This is a genomic window from Pseudomonas azadiae, from assembly GCF_019145355.1.
GTDB lineage: Bacteria > Pseudomonadota > Gammaproteobacteria > Pseudomonadales > Pseudomonadaceae > Aquipseudomonas > Aquipseudomonas azadiae.
Genome location: NZ_JAHSTY010000001.1, coordinates 1,721,679 through 1,740,526 on the forward strand (window position 1 = coordinate 1,721,679; position 18,848 = coordinate 1,740,526).

At 56.3% G+C, this 18,848-nt stretch carries 19 protein-coding genes; 9 read left to right on the plus strand and 10 right to left on the minus strand.

All coding sequences use genetic code 11. The features are described from left to right. Nucleotides 1-473: 473 nt before the first annotated feature. Together KVG91_RS07705 and KVG91_RS07710 are read right to left on the minus strand one after the other, a co-directional pair. Nucleotides 474-1,577 carry a hypothetical protein gene (locus tag KVG91_RS07705; RefSeq protein ID WP_169377085.1) on the minus strand — a complete coding sequence of 368 codons (1,104 nt, stop codon included), beginning with the start codon at nt 1,575-1,577 and terminating at the stop codon, nt 474-476. A gap of 143 nt (nt 1,578-1,720) precedes the next feature. Further along, nucleotides 1,721-2,050: a plasmid mobilization protein gene (locus KVG91_RS07710; RefSeq protein WP_169377084.1), complete on the minus strand. Its 330-nt coding sequence runs from the start codon at nt 2,048-2,050 to the stop codon at nt 1,721-1,723. A 368-nt stretch (nt 2,051-2,418) separates the two neighbouring features. On the opposite strand from KVG91_RS07710, the gene KVG91_RS07715 reads away from it, so the two are divergent. The 6 genes from KVG91_RS07715 to KVG91_RS07740 all read left to right on the plus strand — a co-directional run bounded on the left by KVG91_RS07715 (nt 2,419) and on the right by KVG91_RS07740 (nt 6,509). Beyond that, a complete protein-coding gene (locus KVG91_RS07715) occupies nt 2,419-2,790 on the plus strand; it encodes a TraK family protein (RefSeq protein ID WP_169377083.1) in 372 nt (123 codons plus the stop codon). Between the two features lie 106 nt (nt 2,791-2,896). Further along, nucleotides 2,897-3,106 carry a TraC family protein gene (locus KVG91_RS07720; protein WP_096144546.1) on the plus strand — a complete coding sequence of 70 codons (210 nt, stop codon included), beginning with the start codon at nt 2,897-2,899 and terminating at the stop codon, nt 3,104-3,106. A 2-nt stretch (nt 3,107-3,108) separates the two neighbouring features. Further along, nucleotides 3,109-3,333, plus strand: a complete 225-nt coding sequence (locus KVG91_RS07725) for a hypothetical protein (RefSeq protein ID WP_169377082.1) — start codon at nt 3,109-3,111, stop codon at nt 3,331-3,333. Nucleotides 3,334-3,590: 257 nt separating this feature from the next. Then, nucleotides 3,591-4,385, plus strand: a complete 795-nt coding sequence (trbJ, locus tag KVG91_RS07730; protein WP_169377081.1) for a P-type conjugative transfer protein TrbJ — start codon at nt 3,591-3,593, stop codon at nt 4,383-4,385. Between the two features lie 190 nt (nt 4,386-4,575). Beyond that, nucleotides 4,576-6,186, plus strand: a complete 1,611-nt coding sequence (gene trbL, locus KVG91_RS07735; protein ID WP_169377080.1) for a P-type conjugative transfer protein TrbL — start codon at nt 4,576-4,578, stop codon at nt 6,184-6,186. Between the two features lie 2 nt (nt 6,187-6,188). Further along, on the plus strand, nt 6,189-6,509 hold the full coding sequence (locus KVG91_RS07740) for a hypothetical protein (RefSeq protein WP_122575660.1): 321 nt from the start codon (nt 6,189-6,191) through the stop codon (nt 6,507-6,509). A 717-nt stretch (nt 6,510-7,226) separates the two neighbouring features. Here the strand turns inward: KVG91_RS07740 and KVG91_RS07745 are convergent. The 8 genes from KVG91_RS07745 to KVG91_RS07780 form a co-directional block, all read right to left on the minus strand. Then, a complete protein-coding gene (locus KVG91_RS07745; RefSeq protein WP_225926956.1) occupies nt 7,227-7,814 on the minus strand; it encodes an ABC transporter ATPase in 588 nt (195 codons plus the stop codon). Nucleotides 7,815-7,965: 151 nt separating this feature from the next. Further along, on the minus strand, nt 7,966-8,844 hold the full coding sequence (locus KVG91_RS07750) for a helicase RepA family protein (protein WP_122845232.1): 879 nt from the start codon (nt 8,842-8,844) through the stop codon (nt 7,966-7,968). A gap of 3 nt (nt 8,845-8,847) precedes the next feature. Beyond that, nucleotides 8,848-9,078, minus strand: coding sequence for a helix-turn-helix transcriptional regulator (locus KVG91_RS07755; protein WP_024777066.1), 231 nt, complete (start codon nt 9,076-9,078; stop codon nt 8,848-8,850). A gap of 303 nt (nt 9,079-9,381) precedes the next feature. After that, nucleotides 9,382-10,590: a tyrosine-type recombinase/integrase gene (locus KVG91_RS07760; protein ID WP_122575691.1), complete on the minus strand. Its 1,209-nt coding sequence runs from the start codon at nt 10,588-10,590 to the stop codon at nt 9,382-9,384. Between the two features lie 318 nt (nt 10,591-10,908). Then, on the minus strand, nt 10,909-12,486 hold the full coding sequence (gene guaA / locus KVG91_RS07765) for a glutamine-hydrolyzing GMP synthase (protein ID WP_169377079.1): 1,578 nt from the start codon (nt 12,484-12,486) through the stop codon (nt 10,909-10,911). An 81-nt stretch (nt 12,487-12,567) separates the two neighbouring features. Further along, nucleotides 12,568-14,037 carry an IMP dehydrogenase gene (gene guaB / locus KVG91_RS07770; protein ID WP_169377078.1) on the minus strand — a complete coding sequence of 490 codons (1,470 nt, stop codon included), beginning with the start codon at nt 14,035-14,037 and terminating at the stop codon, nt 12,568-12,570. A 248-nt stretch (nt 14,038-14,285) separates the two neighbouring features. After that, nucleotides 14,286-14,834 carry a sugar ABC transporter ATPase gene (locus KVG91_RS07775; protein ID WP_076949861.1) on the minus strand — a complete coding sequence of 183 codons (549 nt, stop codon included), beginning with the start codon at nt 14,832-14,834 and terminating at the stop codon, nt 14,286-14,288. Nucleotides 14,835-14,980: 146 nt separating this feature from the next. Further along, complete coding sequence (locus KVG91_RS07780) at nt 14,981-15,748, minus strand: sulfite exporter TauE/SafE family protein (protein WP_169377077.1); 768 nt, start codon at nt 15,746-15,748, stop codon at nt 14,981-14,983. A 98-nt stretch (nt 15,749-15,846) separates the two neighbouring features. On the opposite strand from KVG91_RS07780, the gene KVG91_RS07785 reads away from it, so the two are divergent. From KVG91_RS07785 to KVG91_RS07795, 3 genes are read left to right on the plus strand one after another with little or no spacing between them, the layout of a single operon-like run. Further along, entirely contained in the window at nt 15,847-16,227 is a 381-nt protein-coding gene (locus KVG91_RS07785) for a LysR family transcriptional regulator (protein WP_169377076.1), read from the plus strand. Between the two features lie 10 nt (nt 16,228-16,237). After that, nucleotides 16,238-17,617, plus strand: a complete 1,380-nt coding sequence (gene xseA / locus KVG91_RS07790; protein WP_169377075.1) for an exodeoxyribonuclease VII large subunit — start codon at nt 16,238-16,240, stop codon at nt 17,615-17,617. Between the two features lie 3 nt (nt 17,618-17,620). Then, on the plus strand, nt 17,621-18,442 hold the full coding sequence (locus KVG91_RS07795) for a M23 family metallopeptidase (protein WP_169377074.1): 822 nt from the start codon (nt 17,621-17,623) through the stop codon (nt 18,440-18,442). Nucleotides 18,443-18,848: the final 406 nt, after the last annotated feature.

Consider the following 18,848-nt stretch of genomic DNA (forward strand, 5'->3'; position numbering starts at 1 on the left):
CGAGGCGGTTATGGAGTGAGTATCCGCAGGGTTGGATGGGGGAAAGATGCGCAGTTACGCGTGCTGCGTCTGATCATGCGCCCCAAATGCGAGGGCTAACTGTTGTAACAAAATAACCAATTCTGCAGGGCTGCCTTCGCGTAGCACGTCAGCGAGTAATTCAGACGCATACGCAGGGTCCGCCCCGAGCTGCTCGGCCATCGCCTCATGGTGCGATCGATCTTTCATTCGGTCATCCCTTCTTACTTTGACATACATGAACTCAAGCCGATCCAGCATACCTGAGTATAGGGAAACGGCATCAGGCTCAATGCAGCTGATTCAAGGTTGGCCCATGGAGCGGACGTTTGGCACCTTGTGTACGGCCTTTGAAGTTTGCAAGGGGCTATCGATGCAGAACGCATGAATGCCAATGCATTGTGAGGATCAGAATCTGAGCAGCGACAAAAAACACAAGCAGCTTTGTTACTTGGTTAATAGCCCTTGAAAGCCTCGTTCGCCAGAAGCTCTTCCATAAAAATTTTACTTGTTTCCCAAGCTATACGGTGGCGCTTTTCGCTTTCCCGCATGCGTTTATACTCCTCCTGGAAAGCATCCATTTTTGCATCAATATCATTTTCGTTATCGGGCCCACCGACAATTTCGCCCGATGTAATGTGGTGAGAACTCGAACGCCTCAATGCTAGTGCTAGGTTTCTATCGATTGTGAGCGCTACCGATGCCGGAGCGTATCGAGAGTGACTTTGATCGGAGAACTGATTATTAATATTGCAAGTCGTGTAAATATCCAAGTCAGCCAAACCTACTAAATTTCCTTTAGGAGCAAGCTTTAAAATTCGAGTAAAGAGAAATTCATTCTTACTATTATATTTCGCCATAAACTCTTTGTCATTATGCTCACATTCAATAAGATTTTTCTCAATATACTCAACAAAAAAACGACTAGCTCTCCGCTCATCGAAATAGTTTAAGCCTAGAGGCGAATACAATGCTTCCGCAGCGAACGCTGGAGGGACCAATATAAAACTTGGATCAGGTGAAAGCATGCCTGCAAAACCACAACCTGCTCGCTGCACAAAGTTAAACTGCCAGTTTTTTTGTTGATACGATCTCAAAGTGTTAACGATTTTATCTGAGTCATCTTGTATCAATTTGAGGTAATGCTCCGCGCCTTGATATGTCTCAATGCCATCAAAAAATAGCTTAGAGCCTAGTTCTTCCTCGACTAGATATTTCAACTCTTTAAATTTCCGCCAGTGTTCATGACTGCTTGTCAGGTTTTTTTGTCTGAGATATTCATAGAAAACAGTTGGCCTTACCACCATATCGAAGCGATACGGCAGTCTTTTAATAAGCATAAAAGCGAGTAGTACAGAGAGTAGTCCTTCAGAGATAACCCCCTGACGATAAGCTTCTAATCGCATTATTATATTAGAATCTAGAACCAGCCGGTACGGCCCCTCTAATATGACAGAGCTTTCAATTTGATCTAATAGGTGAAATAAATTCTCAACCATTTTTTGGTGACTTTTAGGCTTAAGAAGTTTGCTCTGCCTAATAATTTCCTGTAGATCCATCTGTACTTCCTCAACCTTTTCTAAACGACCAATCAACTATTTTTTGAATTTTCTTTCGAGTCCAATGCAGCTATTAGGCAAGCACTATGATTCTGAAGCCATTATTTCCGCCCATATACGATTCGGCTCATTAGACCGCGAACCTAGGCTTGAAGAACTCGGAAATTCATCATCATTTTATCAACGCCTACAGGATCTGCACCTTGGCCGTTCTTCTCCGCGAGCCAAAGTTTCAGTAATCCAGCGACCCGCCCGAGGTCGCCATTCACCTTAGCCAAGTCGGCCACGGCGGTCAGATCAACAACCGTCCTGATCGGTGTGTTCAAACCAAGCGCGCGAAGGTAGCCAGACCGGGATATGCCAGCCTCGTCGGCACGCTCTTTGATCGCCGCCTTTTCCTCATCAGTGACCCAAACCTCGATTGGCCTGCCGCGTCGGCGAGCTGGGGCCTTTTCTTTGGTGCCGCCTGTCATGGGCCCTCCTGTTGTTGCTGTTGCGCTTTTGCCCTTAGACGCGGCAGCGGCTGTTGGCCTCGCAGAGCAAGATCCGTTGAGCCGAAGGCGAGTAAGGGTAGGTGGTGGAGGCCCTAGCTGCGGAGCAGCGTAGGCCTACAACACACATCTTGCCGTCTGATCTTCTGCAATTCTAGGCAACTTGCCCACCTTAGGTTCGCTTTACTGCCATATCCGGCTATTTCTCACCTATAATTTCCCAAAATTTCTCTGAGTTGCGTTAAATTGCGCTGCCAATATAAAAATTTCCTTTAATTTGCTAAAGTTTCCTTGAGTTGCCTATAGCAAGTGCTGACCACTAGCGCGATCACATAAACAGGAGACGCCAAATGACAGACGGGCCGAAAAAGGTGTATCGCGGCGCAGGGCGAGTTGCCTTCCTGGCCAGGCTTGATGACTTTCGTAAGCTGATAGATGCAGGGCACCCGCTACGTGCGATCTATGACGATTACGCCGAACAGCTTGGCATTGGTTACCCGCAGTTCACCAAATATGTCGGCAGGTATGTACGAGAGGAAAAAGACGATGGGCACCAAAGGAACGGCGGCGAGCAAATCGCCCAACCAAGCCCCTCCCCTGCCTCTACAGGAGGCCCAGGAGGACAAACCAAGGCCACCCCAGCCTCGGCCCAAAAACCCGGCGCAAAACGCCCCGGATTCGAGCACAACCCAAATAGCGGAAACCGCGACGACCTAATCTGATGGCCCACGAAACAGCGAGGTTGTTTAGCCCCTTTAATTTGGGCGAGAAAATGAGGTAGAACTTTTCAGTCTGTCTAATTTTCCTCATTAAAAAAACGGAGACCCCATGGCTCGAAAAACTCTCGCAGAACGCCGTTCTGACGCCCTTTCAGAGCTGGAAACAGCTAAAGCAAGATTGGCGAAATTGGATAATGAGGCGGCTGAAAGAATTGGGAGAATTGCAATCAAATCAGGATTGGTTAATCTTGAAATTACAGATGATCGGATTCGGGAAGAATTCGACAATATTGTGGAAAGGATCAGAAAGGGGGATTGATCATGAAAACCGCTCACCGCATCAGCACATTGGCCAACCAACTCAACGAACTGCAAGCCTACCTCGGTCAAGCCAGCGGGCGACCTAGTAAAGCCGTTAGAGAAGCCCAACGCATTGCGGCAGAGTTGGCTTCCTCGCTCGAAAACTGGCACCTAGAAACACTACACATCCCTGAAACGGAGCGTGGTCACTATCGGACTCAGAACCCCTATTACTCAGCCCACTAAGACGCTACGCCATTTCATCAAAAGCCCACTTCGGTGGGCTTTTTTTTTGTCCGTAAAAACACATCACGCTGGACAGACAGGCAGGTCCATGCATGAAGAAAATACCAGCAAAATCAGGTTGATGCGTGTCAATCTCACTCAGGCGACGCTCGCAAGCCATTGATTTCTATGCGGATAGATACTTATCCGCATATTCCAAACCACACCAAATCAGTCAATAATCAAACCTCGAACCATGACAAAACGAGGTGTTCGGCATGAATACGGAATTGCTGAAATCGCCGATTTCTTCAGCTCGAAAATCGAGAATACGTAATGCCCTTGTTTTAGCAATGAAAAGCACAAGCCTTGGTATGGGTCTCTACTTAGCATCACCCGATGCGTATGCCATCTACTGCTCAAACTGCTCGACGTTCTATCAACAGATGTTCGAGTACGCCGAGGCAGTCAACACGGCGCTGAACACTGCCGAGCAGCTACAGACGCAGATTCAGCAGTATCAGAATATGGTCACCCAGGGTACGGGCTTGCCAAGCACCATGTTTGGCAGCATCGCGGCGGACCTTAAAAACGTGGCCAACATTTACACCCGCTCTCAGTCCCTAGGCCGCCAGATCCAGAATATGGACTCGCAGTTCAACACCGCTTTTCCTGGCTTTCAGTCCTACCTAAATCAAGCTGCAAACTCGGTGGAAGTACCAGCGCGTGAACGCTATCAGAAGTGGTCAGAGCAAAACCGCGACAGCGTAAAAGCGGCCCTTGAAGCTGCCAATCTCAATACCAGCACCTTCGAGTCTGAGGATACCCAGCTCGATCACATGGTGGCTCGCTCACAGTCGGCCGTGGGCCGGATGCAAGCCATTCAGGCAGGCAACGAGATAGCCTCTCAGAACGTGCAGCAGTTGCAAAAACTGCGCGATCTACTGGCTACGCAAATAAACATGCAAGGTAACTATATGGCTCAGCAGGGCGACCGAAAGGCTGCTAGCGAAGCCGCCGAGCAAAAGTTCGAGGCCCGTAGAAACGACTGGGGGCCCTCCGAGGATTTCTAACTATGTTCATATCTAAAAATCTGATCGCTGGGTTATGCATCGTCTCTGCTCTTAGTGGTGCTGTTCTGTCCGGACTCATTGTTTCTATCCGCACCGATTGCGTGGCTACTGAGCGTTCGATGCAATCAGACACGGATAAAAAATTTGAAGCCCGGAAAAACAACTGGGGCCCGTCTGAGGATTTCTAACTATGCAACGCTCAACATTTCTAGCACTTGTCAGTGCAACACTCTTGCTTTCGGCCGGTAGCGTGATGGCAGCAGGAGATGTAACTCAAAGCAATGAAATGAACGGGCTTTTGCGGATGCTTTATCAAGCCGCAAGTGAATGGTCACCACGGCTACAAGGGTATGCACTCAAATTGCTGGCGTCTCTCGCTCTCATCCAATTGGTTTGGACGTTCATGCCTTTAGTGATGAAACAAGCTGACCTAGGCGAAGTTATCGGCGAGCTGATCCGCTTCTTCATGGTCATTGGCTTTTTCTACGCAGTCATTGAGCATTCCGTTCCATGGGCGACAGCCGTAGTGGACAGCTTCCGAGAAGCAGCGGGCACGGCTAGCGGGCTGGGCCGTGCGCTTCAGCCCGGTGATATGTTCGCGGTGGCTGTCAACTTCTCACGCACCATCGTGGATGGAATATCACTTTTTTCTCCGGGTAAAGCAGTCCTTATCGCGCTTGTTGGTTGCTTGGTTTTACTGTGCTTCGCCTTTATTGCGGCATTCATGTTTGTGACGCTTGTAGAGTCGTACGTCATCATCAATGCCTCCGTGCTTTTCTTCGGTTTCGGTGGTTCGCAATGGACACGCGATTTTGCAATTGCACCACTCCGCTTCGTTGTTGCCGTAGGTGCCAAGCTGTTCGTCCTAACATTGATCGTAGGAATTATTGTCACATCGGCGAAGTCCTGGTTAGCGGCTTATACCAATGACGAAGCATCTCTGATGACATTGGCAGGTTTGGCTCTGGTATGCGCATATCTGACCAAGACTATTCCCGAACTGATTGGCGGGATGATAAGCGGCACATCTATGGGCGGCGGTTCGGCCCTCGGCGGAATGGCTGCGGCCGGTGCGGCCGGTGCTGCTGCCGCAGTCGCCACCATCGCCACGGCCGGTGCCGCGGCGCCCGCCGCTGCTGGTGTGCTTGGCGCTGCAGGTAGTGGTGCAAGTGCTGCAGGGGCTGCCGGTAGCGGAGGATTGGCTGGCGCTATCAACTCCAGCTTTGCCGGTGCGGCAAACTCCGGCACCGGTGCGGTAGCGTCAACGGCCAATGCCGCATCCTCTGGAGTGGGTGCTAGCACTGGTGGCGGCGCAGCCCTCAAGGGCTCTACATCAGCGGGATCGAGCGTAGGGGGCAGTACGGCTAATGCGAGGCCTAGCCCTGCCCAGCAATCTAACAGCGGCGTACAGCAGGCCACCAAGCAGGCTGGAAAGGCAATCCAAGACAACGACGACAAAGACAAACAGCAAGAGACACCAAAAAGGGGTACTGAAGGCTCGGGAAATGCCCTTTCTCAAACAGCGAATGGAGGTGCAAAGGTGCTTGGGGTGATGGCTTCAATGGCTGTACCGGGCATGGAGAATGCGCATGGCCTGTCCCTTGGTGCTGGATCAACCCCACCTTCAAATAGCGAGGTCAATTCGGCCCCGATAAACAGCGGTGGAGATTTGGCCGCTGATTCCGAGCAGGGGGATTCCAACGTGATCCGTCCAGCCTCAGACGCAAGCCCTACTAATGGTCGCCTAGCCTCGCTGAGTGTGCCAGGTACGGCCTCCAACAACGAAAAAACGGAGAAATAATCATGATGGGCTTTCTGATGTTCGCTGGCTTCGTAGTATTAGCCTCGACCTCCGCCATCGGCATGTGGGCGCTCGGCAGGTGGCTGCGCAGCAAGGGCTATGGGCCGCAACTCGATAGGTTGGATCGCCAATTCACGGCCTTGCAGCTTCGAGTAAGCCCGCTGGCCTTGTCGGCTTCCTATCGCATGTTTGCCGGGGCGCAAACCATGAATCGTTTACCTCTGCTGGGCAGCAAGAGTGGCGCCACTCTGAACCAGCAGGTGTTGATGGCCATCCAAGCCGCGCAGGAAGCACAGGAGCAAGATAAGCGCGGTGAGCACTGATCGCTGGCAAGCCCCACAGAACCCCGCCTCAGTGCGGGGTTTTGCTTTCTCCCCTTTTGGTGTTACGAACACTCCGCACCTTCGGTGCTGCGCGTCCCGTGGACAACGCTTCGCGTTGACACAACGGGCTTGCGGCTACTCGTGATATTTCATCACGGGGCTACTCCCGGCTATGCCGGACAAAATCCCGGGAGGCTTCGCCATTAGTAATACGCACGGACATTGAACACCTGCACTTGGCATTGCGGATACCGATACGGATGGGCTTATGTCAGCCACATGACAACCTTGAAATCACCGCGAGCGGGCCGCCGTCAAAAGCGCGGAGGCTTCGCCATTAGTAATACGCACGGACCTGTCTCAGTTCCGTCTATTACACACCCTGTAAGGCCCTGTGCTGTATCAGCACAGCATCCCGTTACCACCCGCTAAAAAGCGCTTTATGGCGTGTCCTGCGGCATTTTGGCAAGCTCGAACGGCACGATGTCCAGGTGGTTGAGGTGGTGTGTATTCGACTGAGCGAATCTGCCCTTCCTTTTGGTGCTCAACGGCCGTAGGCCGACAGGCAAGGCCGGACCGCGCCTAGGCGCGGGCTGTGCCGCGCAGGACTGAATATCCTGAATATCCTGCTAACTCCGGGCGGGTGTGCGACGTTTCGGGCGAGTGTGAGACGCTATCGGGCGGATGTGCGACGCTTTCGGGCGGGTGTGCGACGCTTTAAGCGTTACCAGGTCCTTTTTTCCTTACCCTAGCGCCGTCGATAATCAGGCCTAGTTCATTCAATTTGTCCGCTTCTTCCCTTAGTCTGAATCGTGCATCGCGGATTGCCTTGCTGAGCACCCTACCGGCGACGGCCACAATAAGCGTGTCGAGATACCAACCGCCTGTCGGCTCTACTTTGTGGCTCAAAACGTGCCGAGCTACAGCTTGGCTGATGCCGTGTTCTAGACGCGCAATTTGCGCGGGGTCGTAGTAAAGATGTAAATCGTGCTGAAGTAACATTACAAGAGCAACGCCGAGCCGCACCTTCCACAGACGCCGCTCACCCCCCGTCAGGGGATTAGGTCGCGTCTTTTCCGAAGGAACTACGTGGTCAATCAGTCCACCTATAATCGGAAAATCGAATTGGGGTGTTTCGATGGTTATGGTTGCAGCTCGTAGCTCCGCCAATAGCTTTTCAAGCTGGGAGAGACTGTAGCGACTTTCTGACAGCGTTTTCCGCAAGCGGGCAGGGTCTACCAAGAGCTCAATGCCGCCATCGTCGACCACGCGCTTACGTTCTGAGCAATATAAAATCGCATCCATAACGTCGGCGTGCCTCTGGCCTAGTCTGCCTACCACGCGGCAACGCCCAAATGATGTATCGGTCCAATCGCCTGCGCGATGCTGCGGGCGCTGGCTAGGCTGATAAAGCATCACTCGGGCCAGTGCACTAGTACTGGTGGGGGTCACGGCGTTACCACCGCTCATCGTCACTCCCACTTACGACGTGCAGGGCGCGTTCCTTCTTCACCGCCTCCAATTCCACCGGTACAAGCACGCCGCCATCGTGGCGCTTGTACCATTGTTCGAGCGGAGTGGCATCGTAGTTCTGTTTGCTAACACCAAAACGAACAAAGAAACCTCTTCGATCGTTACCGATGGGCTGCCGATCATAGGTGCGGTCGCTGAGAATTTTGGCCTGCTCCTCAGTCATCTTTGCGACAAAGCCGCACCAGCGGGCGTTGTCGATTAGAGCGGATGCGCCTCGTGCTGCCTGTTGCTGATCGGTTTGCCCCTCGCGGGCGCTGCCCTTGCTGACATGGTGCAGGTACAAGACAGATGCCCCAGTATTGGTCGCGACGTGCTCAAGCGTGGCGACTAACCGTGACATGTCGCCGTTGCTGTTCTCGTCTCGGTCGTGAATTCGGCTTAGGGTATCCAGCACGATCAATCTGGCACCTTCGCAAAACTCGGTGATACGGGCAAGGTGCCGATCATCCATGACGTTAAGTCGTTTACCCATGATCGACTCAAGAACGAGGTTCTCCGCGATGGCCTCGCGTGCCTGCTGATTTAAGTGCTGGCCTATGGCATGGATGCGGCGCACCAACGCGACTTCCGGGTCTTCTCCGGCGAAATAGACCACTCGGCCAGCGCATGAGGGGGCAAGCCCTACAAGATCACCGCCGGCAACGCTGCAGGCGATAGCCATCGCCGCTTCCAACGCCCAGAAGCTTTTCCCTGTAGCTCCGGGAGCTACCAATGCTCCCACGGTGCCAGCGAGGAAGCCGGGCCATATGAAGTCCAGTGTGGGCGGTTCGTTCTCGAATGCTGCCCGTAAGTCAATCGCCACAACTCAAGCTCCCATTCCGGGACGCGTGGCCGGGCCGGATTGCCTGCACGTATCAATCCATGTCTCGACCTCTTCTAAATCCCAAACGACCTTCCGGCTGCTAACGGCAATACGACGAGGGAATTTCCCCTGCTTTTCGAAGTTATAAATCGTCCGCTCACACAAAGGGATCATTGCCAGCAATTGCTTTTTGCTGATGAGCACTTTGCTCGACTTCCTCGATTCTTTTTCCACACCGAACTCCTCGTTTTGTCGCATTTGAGGTTCGATTATTGCCCCATATTTCCAGAGCATTCCACTCATATTTATCGATTTATTCCTTTCAAAATCAGTATCTTACTGTCCGACAAACGTATAGTTCCGGACAAAAGAGACAACGCGATGTCATTGTTCTTTCAGGAGTTTTTTCCGTCAGAAACCTCAAAAAAAATGTGTCCCGCAAACGGGTAGTTTCCGGACAGAAAAAAAACCACGAATGTGGTTTTTTGATAGAGAAAAATAGATCAGCTTCCGCTTATCCCCTCACGAAAAACGAAATCAATCCACTACACGAGGTTTTTTAAGCGTCCACTCGTCAATCATGTCCGCCCAATCCTGCAACATCGCACGGCGCTGATCCCGGTACTCGGCTTTGTTGTAGACGGCGCGCACACCTTTCTGCTCGTGCGCGAGGCACTTCTCGATCCAGTCGGAGTTGTAGCCCGCCTCATGCAACAGCGTGCTGGCCGTGCGTCGCAGGTCGTGGGGACCGAACTTGCCTAGTGGCACACCTTCCTTTTGAGCAAGGCGATAGGTGAGCGTCAGTACCTGATTGATCGTGGCCGCACTCATTGGTAAATCGGAGTCGTAGCGTGACGGCAGAACGTAGTCTGAACCTCCTGCCAAGGTTTTCAACGCGATGAAGAAATCCAATGACTGCTGGGACAGAAACACCAAATGAGAGTTACGACGCTTCATCCGCTCTTTGGGAATCGTCCATAGCGCCTCGCTGAAATTGATCTCACTCCACGTCGCGTTGGTCAGTTCGCTCTTGCGTACCATCGTCAGCAAGAGAAGTTTGGCCGCTGCGCGGACCGAAGTCGCGGTACCGATTCTGTCCATGTACTGGTACATCAGCGCGATTTCATCAGGCGTCAACGCACGGTCGCGTGGCTCAAATTTCGCGATGCTGGCAGGCCGTACCAGATCTGCCGGGTTTTCAACCTTCTGACCACGCTCAATGGCCCATCGGAACACCTGCATGACGATCTCACGTGAGTGAACCGCAGTTGCGGGTGCCCCCCGCTCGACTATCGCGTCTGTTAACGCTCGCAGGTCCTCGTGGTTTATTTCTGCCAGCTTCTGGTTGCCAAACTGTGGTTTCAACTCGCGCTCATAGACTGAGCGGCGCATATCTCGTGTCGAGTCCGCCATCTGATAGCCGCGCAGCCATTTTTCAGCCCAATCATCAAAGGTCTCAGCACCCTTCGTGCGCGCCTTCGCACGCGCCTTCTCCTTAGCTGGCGACTTACCTGCGGCGATCATCTTCTTCGCCTCCCCTAGCCGCTCACGTGCCTCTGCCAGGGTGATCCCGCCCAAGCCGTAACGACCGAAGGTGACGGTCTCCTGCCGGCCATTGATGGAGTAGTTGTAGCGAAAGGAGATTGAGCCGGCCGGTGTAACCGCCACGTACAAGCCATCTCGGTCAATCACCTTGTAGAGCTTGTCTTGGGGTTTGAGATTTCTAAGCTTGGTATCAGTGAGCATGGCTTCCACTATTTCCATGAAAAAATACCATGCGTAGAGAAGCGCAGAAAAACGGCGCCTAACCCCAGTAAAACCGGGCCTTCCGCACTACTTGATACCATGAAGCGTCTAAGCTAATCGACATGGTATTAAGCGCCACACATGGCATTGAAGACAGTTGATACCCCGTACCATGCCACATAAACACCGTGCTTGGCGATGCAGAACGCTACCTGAACTTGCCAGACCTAAAAAGCCAAAAGCCCGCAATTACGCGGGCTTCCGGGGTTTTTCTTGCCACTCGCTGCCGGTCTATGCCTGTCTATGCCGGACGCGGGATCATTCCCACTCAATCGTCGCCGGCGGCTTGCTCGACACGTCATACGTCACGCGCGAGATGCCTTCGATCTCATTAATGATCCGCCCGCTGACCGTCTCAAGCAGTTCGTAAGGCAGATGCGCCCAACGCGCCGTCATGAAGTCGATAGTCTCCACGGCACGCAACGCCACAACCCAGGCGTAACGACGGCCATCACCCACAACGCCCACCGATTTCACCGGTTGGAACACCACGAAGGCCTGGCTGACTTTGTGGTACCAGTCGGCCTTGCGCAGTTCTTCGATGAAGATGTGGTCGGCGCGACGCAGCAGGTCGGCGTATTCCTTTTTCACTTCACCGAGGATGCGCACACCCAGGCCCGGGCCTGGGAAGGGGTGGCGGTAGACCATGTCGTACGGCAGGCCGAGTTCCAGGCCCAGACGGCGGACTTCGTCCTTGAACAGTTCGCGCAGCGGTTCGACCAGCTTGAGGTTCATTTCCTCGGGCAGGCCGCCCACGTTGTGGTGGGACTTGATCACGTGGGCCTTGCCGCTCTTGGCGCCGGCCGATTCGATCACGTCGGGGTAGATGGTGCCCTGGGCGAGGTACTTGATGTTGTCCAGGTGTTTGGCCTGGGCATCGAATACGTCGATGAAGGTACGGCCGATGATCTTGCGCTTCTTCTCCGGGTCGGACTCGCCGGCCAGGTTGTTGAGGAACTGCTCCTCGGCGTTGGCGCGGATCACCTTGACGCCCATGTTCTCGGCGAACATGGCCATCACTTGCTCGCCTTCGTGCAGGCGCAGCAGGCCGTTGTCGACGAACACACAGGTCAGCTGGTCGCCGATGGCTTTGTGCAGCAATGCGGCAACCACGGAGGAGTCGACGCCGCCGGACAGGCCGAGCAATACGTTGTCGGTACCGACCTGGGCGCGGACGTTGGCGATGGCGTCTTCAGCGATTTTCGACGGGGTCCACAGGGCTTCACACTCGCAGATGTCGAGGATGAAGCGCGACAGGATGCGCCCGCCTTGCTTGGTGTGGGTCACTTCCGGGTGGAACTGCACGCCGTAGTAACGACGCTCGTCGTTGAACATGCCGGCGATCGGGCAGCTCGGGGTGCTGGCCAGGATGTGGAAGTCCTGCGGCATTTTGGTGACCTTGTCACCGTGGCTCATCCACACGTCGAGGCCGAACAGGCCGTCGGCGTCGATGTGGTCTTCGATGCCGTCCAGCAGGCGGCTCTTGCCGACCACGTCGACGCGGGCGTAGCCGAATTCACGCAGTTCGGAACCTTCAACCTTGCCGCCCAGTTGCTCGGCCATGGTCTGCATGCCGTAGCAGATGCCGAAGACCGGCACGCCGAGGTCGAATACCGCTTGCGGGCAGCGCGGGCTATCGGCTTCGTGCACGGACTCGGGGCCACCGGCGAGGATGACGCCTTTGGGCGCGAATTCGCGGATCGCTTCGTCATCCATGTCGAACGGGTGCAGTTCGCAGTACACGCCGATTTCACGCACGCGGCGGGCGATCAGCTGGGTGTACTGGGAACCGAAATCGAGGATCAGGATGCGGTGGGCGTGAATGTCGAGGGCCATGAAGTCAGTCTCGTCTAATGAGTCAGAAACAACTCGGGGCTGAAAGAACAGCCCCGGTTACTTAACGTTTTGCTGGAAGCTTCAACCTACGCGGTAGTTTGGCGCTTCCTTGGTGATCTGCACGTCGTGAACATGGGATTCAGCCATGCCGGCGCCGGTGATCCGTACGAACTCTGGCTTGGTGCGCATTTCTTCGATGTCGGCGCTGCCGGTGTAGCCCATCGAGGAACGCAGGCCGCCCATCAGTTGATGGATGATCGCGCTCAGGGTGCCCTTGTACGGCACACGGCCTTCGATGCCTTCCGGGACGAGCTTCTCGGCGCCTGCCGAGGAGTCCTGGAAGTAACGGTCGGAGGAACCTTGCGCCTGGGACATGGCGCCCAGCGAACCCATGCCGCGGTACGCCTTGTAGGAACGGCCCTGGAACAGTTCGATCTCGCCCGGCGCTTCTTCGGTACCGGCGAACATCGAGCCCATCATTACGCAGGACGCACCGGCCACGATGGCCTTGGACAGGTCACCGGAGAAGCGGATGCCGCCGTCGGCGATCAACGGCACGCCCGTGCCTTCAAGGGCCGCGGCGACGTTGGCGATGGCGCTGATTTGCGGCACGCCCACACCGGCAACGATACGCGTGGTGCAGATCGAGCCAGGGCCGATACCGACCTTGACCGCATCGGCGCCCGCTTCGGCCAGGGCCTTGGCGGCAGCGCCGGTGGCGATGTTGCCGCCGATCACTTGTACGTCAGGGAAATTCTGCTTGACCCAGCGCACGCGGTCGATCACACCTTTGGAGTGACCGTGGGCGGTGTCGACCACCACCACGTCAACACCGGCAGCCACCAGGGCGGCCACGCGGTCGCCGGTGTCTTTACCGGTACCGACGGCAGCGCCGACGCGCAGACGACCTTGGTCATCCTTGCTGGCCCATGGGTAAGCCTTGGCTTTTTCGATGTCGTTGACGGTCATCATGCCCTTGAGCGCGAAGTTGTCGTCGACGATCAGCACGCGCTCGATGCGGTGCTTGTGCAGCAACTCGCGAGCCTCGTCCTTGTCAACACCTTCGCGAACCGTGACCAGACGCTCTTTAGGCGTCATCACTTCGCGGACGGTGACTTCAAGGCGGTTCTCGAAACGCACGTCACGGGAGGTGACGATGCCGACCAGATCGCCATCGTGCAGCACCGGAACGCCGGAGATGTTGTGCAGGCGGGTCAGTTCGAACAGGTCACGCACGGTGGCGTCGGCTTCGATGGTGATTGGGTCTTTCACCACACCGGCTTCGTAACGCTTGACCTTGCGCACTTCGGCAGCTTGCTGCTCGATGGTCATGTTCTTGTGGATGATGCCGATGCCGCCTTCCTGAGCCATGGCGATCGCCAAACGGGCTTCGGTGACGGTGTCCATGGCAGCGGAAACCAGGGGAATATTCAGCTCGATGCCACGGGTTAGGCGGGTCTTGAGACTGACTTCGTTAGGGAGCACCTCGGAATAACCGGGCACTAGGAGAATGTCGTCGAATGTCAGAGCTTCTTGGCTGATACGCAGCATCGCGGGGGCTCCCGAGCGGGAAAATGGAAGCGCGCCATTATACTCAGACACCCCTCAGGTCTCAATGTAAAACTCTGACATATTTGGGAATAGTGATAGATGGAGAATTCTGGCTCCACCTGATCGTTCCCGCGCTCTGCGTGGGAATGCATCCTGTGACGCTCCGCGTCAGGACTCTAAGGCGGGACGCAGAGCGTCCAAGGCGGCATTCCCACGCGGAGCGTGGGAACGATCACGGATAGGAGGGGTTACAGCTCGACTTTGACCCAGGCGATCTTCTGGTCCAGCCAATCGGCAAATTCGTCGATAAAGCTCTGCTTGAATCCCGCCTCCGCCCAGTTGTTGAAGATAAATCCCAGGTTGGAAAACCCGCATTCCTGCAGGAACAGGAACCCGTTGATGTCATCTTCATGCCCGCACAACGGGCAGGTGAAGTTGTCGGTGTGGCCGGGCATCCAGTCTTCCAGGCTGTCGAACAGCGCTTCGCCGACTTCCTTCAGGCATTCCGGGCAGCCGGCTTCTTCGAGAAAGCCCTTGGCCGGCGTGTAGATGCAGCGCTTGTAGATGATTTCCAGGCCGTTGATCGGCTCGTTGAACGGCAACGCCTCGGGGTGCAGCACCACCGCGCGGGCACCGTCGGCCAGGGCATAGCCCATGCGGTTGCCGGTGCGCCCGCACGTGGTCAGTTCTTCCTTGACGATGTTCTTGCGCACCAACCAGCGCACGATCGCCCGGGCGCGGGGTTCGTGGACGGGCAAGGTGGAGATTTTCGGGACAAGGATGCTTTGGGAATTCATGGGAGTCCTGCGGTGTGACCACTGGCGTCATCGCGGGCAAGCCCGGCTCCCACCAATTTGACTGTGTTCACAAATCAAAATGTGGGAGCGGGCTTGCTCGCGAAGAGGCCCTGAAGGCTGGCAGCTTAATCCCTGAAAAAATCAGGTCAAGCACTCAAATACCGTGCAATCAACGCAATCCCGCTCGCCAGCACCAACCAGGTCACCACCCTTACAAATGCCTCACGGGACATCCGCATCGTTAGCCTGCGCCCGCACCACAGCCCCAGCGCCATCGCCGGCAACAGGCAAACCGCCAACATCAATAAGGGCAGATCCGCATACACCCCGGCAATCAGGAACAAGCTCAAGCGCACCACCGTGCTGCAACTGATCAGCGCGCTTTGCGTGGCCCGCGCCGCGTCCTTGGGCAAGCGGCTATTCAAATAGATCGCATATAAAAAGCCGCCGCTGCCGAACAACGCGCCAAATAATCCGCCGACCGTGCCCATGGGCATCGACCAGCCCGCCGCCAACTGCGTGGGCCGCACCTTTACCGCCAGGCTGTAGATCGCGTAGGCGCTGATAAACAGGCCCATCAACAACAGCAGCAGGTCCGAATGCAGGTTGAGCAGGAACACCACGCCCACTGTGCAACCTATCGCCATGCACGGCAGCAATCGCAGCAGTTCCGATTTGTTCACGTCCCGCCGCGATTGCAGCAGGTTGCCGAACGCCGCGACAAAGTCCAGCAGCACCAGCAGCGGGATGATCTTCGACAGCGGCATGAACAGAATCAGCAGCGGCCCCGCCACCAACGCTGTACCGAAGCCGGCGATGCCAAACACGATGTACGCCACGACAATGCCCAGACCGATAATCAGCCAATCCACACCGCCAAACGACCACTGACTCATCAGCTCAACCGGGCTCATGGGCAATTCCTTATTCGAGAGCGCTTCACTTTAGCCATTGGCGAGGGATGCGACTAATATCTTCAGAGCCTGCGACCTATCTTGAAAAGGCATGACGCATGATTTCCACCCGCCAACTGCGTTACTTCGTTGAAATCGTCGACAGCGGCAGCTTCAGTGCCGCCGCCGAACGCCTGTTCGTGGCGCAATCGGCCTTGAGCCGACAGATCAAGGCCATGGAAACCCAACTGCAGATCGCGCTGTTCGAACGCACCGCGCGTCAGCCCCGGCTTACGGCGGCGGGTGAAGCGTTGTACCCACGAGCAGCCGGCTTCGGTATTGCCTTGTTACCAAAATCCATGCGGGACATCGCCCCCGCCAACCTGCACTTTTTGCCCCTGGCCGATCCGGACTGCCTCGGCACCGTGGCCCTGGCCTGCGCGCAGGCACCCAGCGCGCTGGTGGAGCAGTTCTGTCAAACCTTGCACGAATGCCTATAAACTGCCGACCATGATTAAAGATCCCTTTGCCCGACTGGGCCTGGACCGCGAAGTCCTGACTGTCAGCCAGCTCAACGGCCGCGCGCGGGTGTTGCTGGAAGACGTATTCACCAATATCTGGGTCGAAGGCGAGATCTCCAACCTCGCCCGCCCGGCTTCCGGCCATGTGTATTTCACCCTCAAGGACAGCGGCGCCCAGGTACGTTGCGCACTGTTCCGCAACAATGCGGCGCGCGTGCGCCAGGCGTTGAAGGACGGCCTGGCGGTAAAAGTGCGCGGCAAGGTCTCGTTGTTCGAGGGCCGTGGCGATTACCAACTGATCCTCGATACCGTGGAGCCGGCCGGTGACGGTGCTTTGCGCCTGGCGTTCGATGCGCTGAAAGAAAAGCTCAGCGCCGAGGGCCTGTTCAGCGCCGAGCGCAAGGTGCCACTGCCGGCGCATCCTCGGCGCATTGGCATTATCAGTTCGCCGACCGGTGCGGTGATCCGCGACATTATCAGCGTGTTCCGCCGCCGCGCACCGAACATCGAACTGACCCTGATCCCCACCGCCGTGCAAGGCCGCGAAGCCATCACGCAGATCGTACGGGCACTGAAACTCGCCGACGCCCGCGGCTTTGACGCGCTGATCCTGGCCCGTGGCGGCGGTTCGCTGGAAGACCTCTGGTGCTTCAACGAAGAGGCCGTGGCCCGGGCGGTAGATGCCTGCGTTACGCCCATCGTCAGCGCGGTCGGGCATGAAACCGATGTGTCGATCAGCGACTTCGTGGCGGACGTGCGCGCCCCTACCCCGTCCGCCGCCGCTGAACTGCTGGCACCGGACGCCAGCCACCTGGTGCGTCAAGTCGAGAACTTGCACCGCCGCCTGGTGATGCTGATGCGCAACCGCCTGCGCCATGACCGCCTGCGCCTGGAGGGCATGGCCCGGCGCCTGCGCCACCCCGGCGAACGCCTGCGCCAGCAGGCACAGCGCTTGGATGATCTGGACATGCGTCTGCGCCGCGCTTTCGAGCGTAGCCTCAATACCCGTCGCGAACGCCTGATCCGCCTGGAAACCCGCCTCGCCGGCCAACATCCGGGCCGTCAACTGGCTCTGCTGCGCCAGCGCCTGGACAGCCTCGCCGAACGCCTGCCCCGCGCCATGCGCGAAGGCCTCAAGGGGCGGCGCCTGCAACTGCAAAGCCAGGTGCAGACGCTGCACGTGGTCAGCCCATTGGCAACGCTGGGCCGTGGCTACAGCATCTTGCTGGACGAGCGCGGCCAGGCGATTCGCGATGCAGCGCAAACCCAAACCGGCCAGCGCCTGACCGCGCGCCTCGGTGAAGGCCAATTGCAAGTGCGGGTGGAAGACAACCACCTGACACCTGTCACCCTTTCGTTATTGGATTGATTGATGCCACGTCTCTTTAGCCTGCTGATGTTGTTTTGCCTTGCCTTCAACGCCCACGCCGACAGCTACATCACCCGCACCTTGAACAAACCGGTGCCGGGTGGCGTGGCCGTCGTCGAGCTGGGTCCTGCGGCGGCGGCCCCTAAAGCCACGTACCAGGGCAAGCCCGTGCTGGTGGTAAAGGAGGCGGATACCTGGCTGGCGGTCGTCGGCATCCCGTTGACGGTCAAGCCGGGCAACGAGCGCATCAGCAGCGGTGGACGCACCTTGCCGTTTATCGTCGGTTACAAAAAATACCCGGAACAGCGCATCACCCTGAAAAACAAAAGCCAGGTGAATCCTGAACCGGCGCAGCTAAAGCGCATCGAGGCGGAGCTGGCGGTGCAGATCAAGGCCTACCGCAGTTTCAGCCCGAACCTGCCGAGCAACCTGGTGCTGGACAAACCGGTAAACGGGCCGCTGTCGAGCAAGTTTGGTGTGCGACGTTTCTTTAACGGTGAAGAGCGCAACCCCCATTCGGGCCTGGACTTCGCCGTGCCCGCCGGCACGCCGATCAAGACCCCGGCGAACGGTAAAGTGATTCTGGTCGGCAACTATTTCTTCAACGGCAACACGGTGTTCGTCGACCACGGCCAGGGCTTTATCAGCATGTTCTGCCACATGTCAAAGATTGACGTGAAAGTGGGCCAGCAACTGGCGCGCGGCGCGGTGGTGGGGAAGGTCGGCTCGACGGGCCGCGCGACCGGGCCGCATATGCACTGGAATGTCAGCCTGAACGATGCGCGGGTCGATCCGGCGATCTTTATCGGAGCGTTCCAGCCCTGATATAAAGGGCGAGGCGACGGGCCTCATCGCGGGCAAGCCCGGCTCCCACAGGTGAGCGCATTCCAAGTGTGGGAGCTGGCTTGCCTGCGATGGCGCCAGGCCAGTCGCCTCGATTGCGCGGCTGACAAACGTCACGCAAGCAAAACGCGAACCAGCCAAAAATCCAGCAATAAGATCTCGCCTAAAATGAAAAAAAAAGAACTTATCTCAATTTTTTTCGACTGCTTGCCATCTTTCACCTCGGCGGTTAGGGTTGAGCTTATGAAAACCTCTCACACCCTCATTCAGCTCCGCCAGCACCGCAGCCTGTGCCTAGTCAGCGCACGACTGCCAGGCTGAATCGATCTGCCTCGTCTCCAGAAAACATCCCAAAAACAGTTCTACGGCAGGCCGCCTTTTCTCGGCC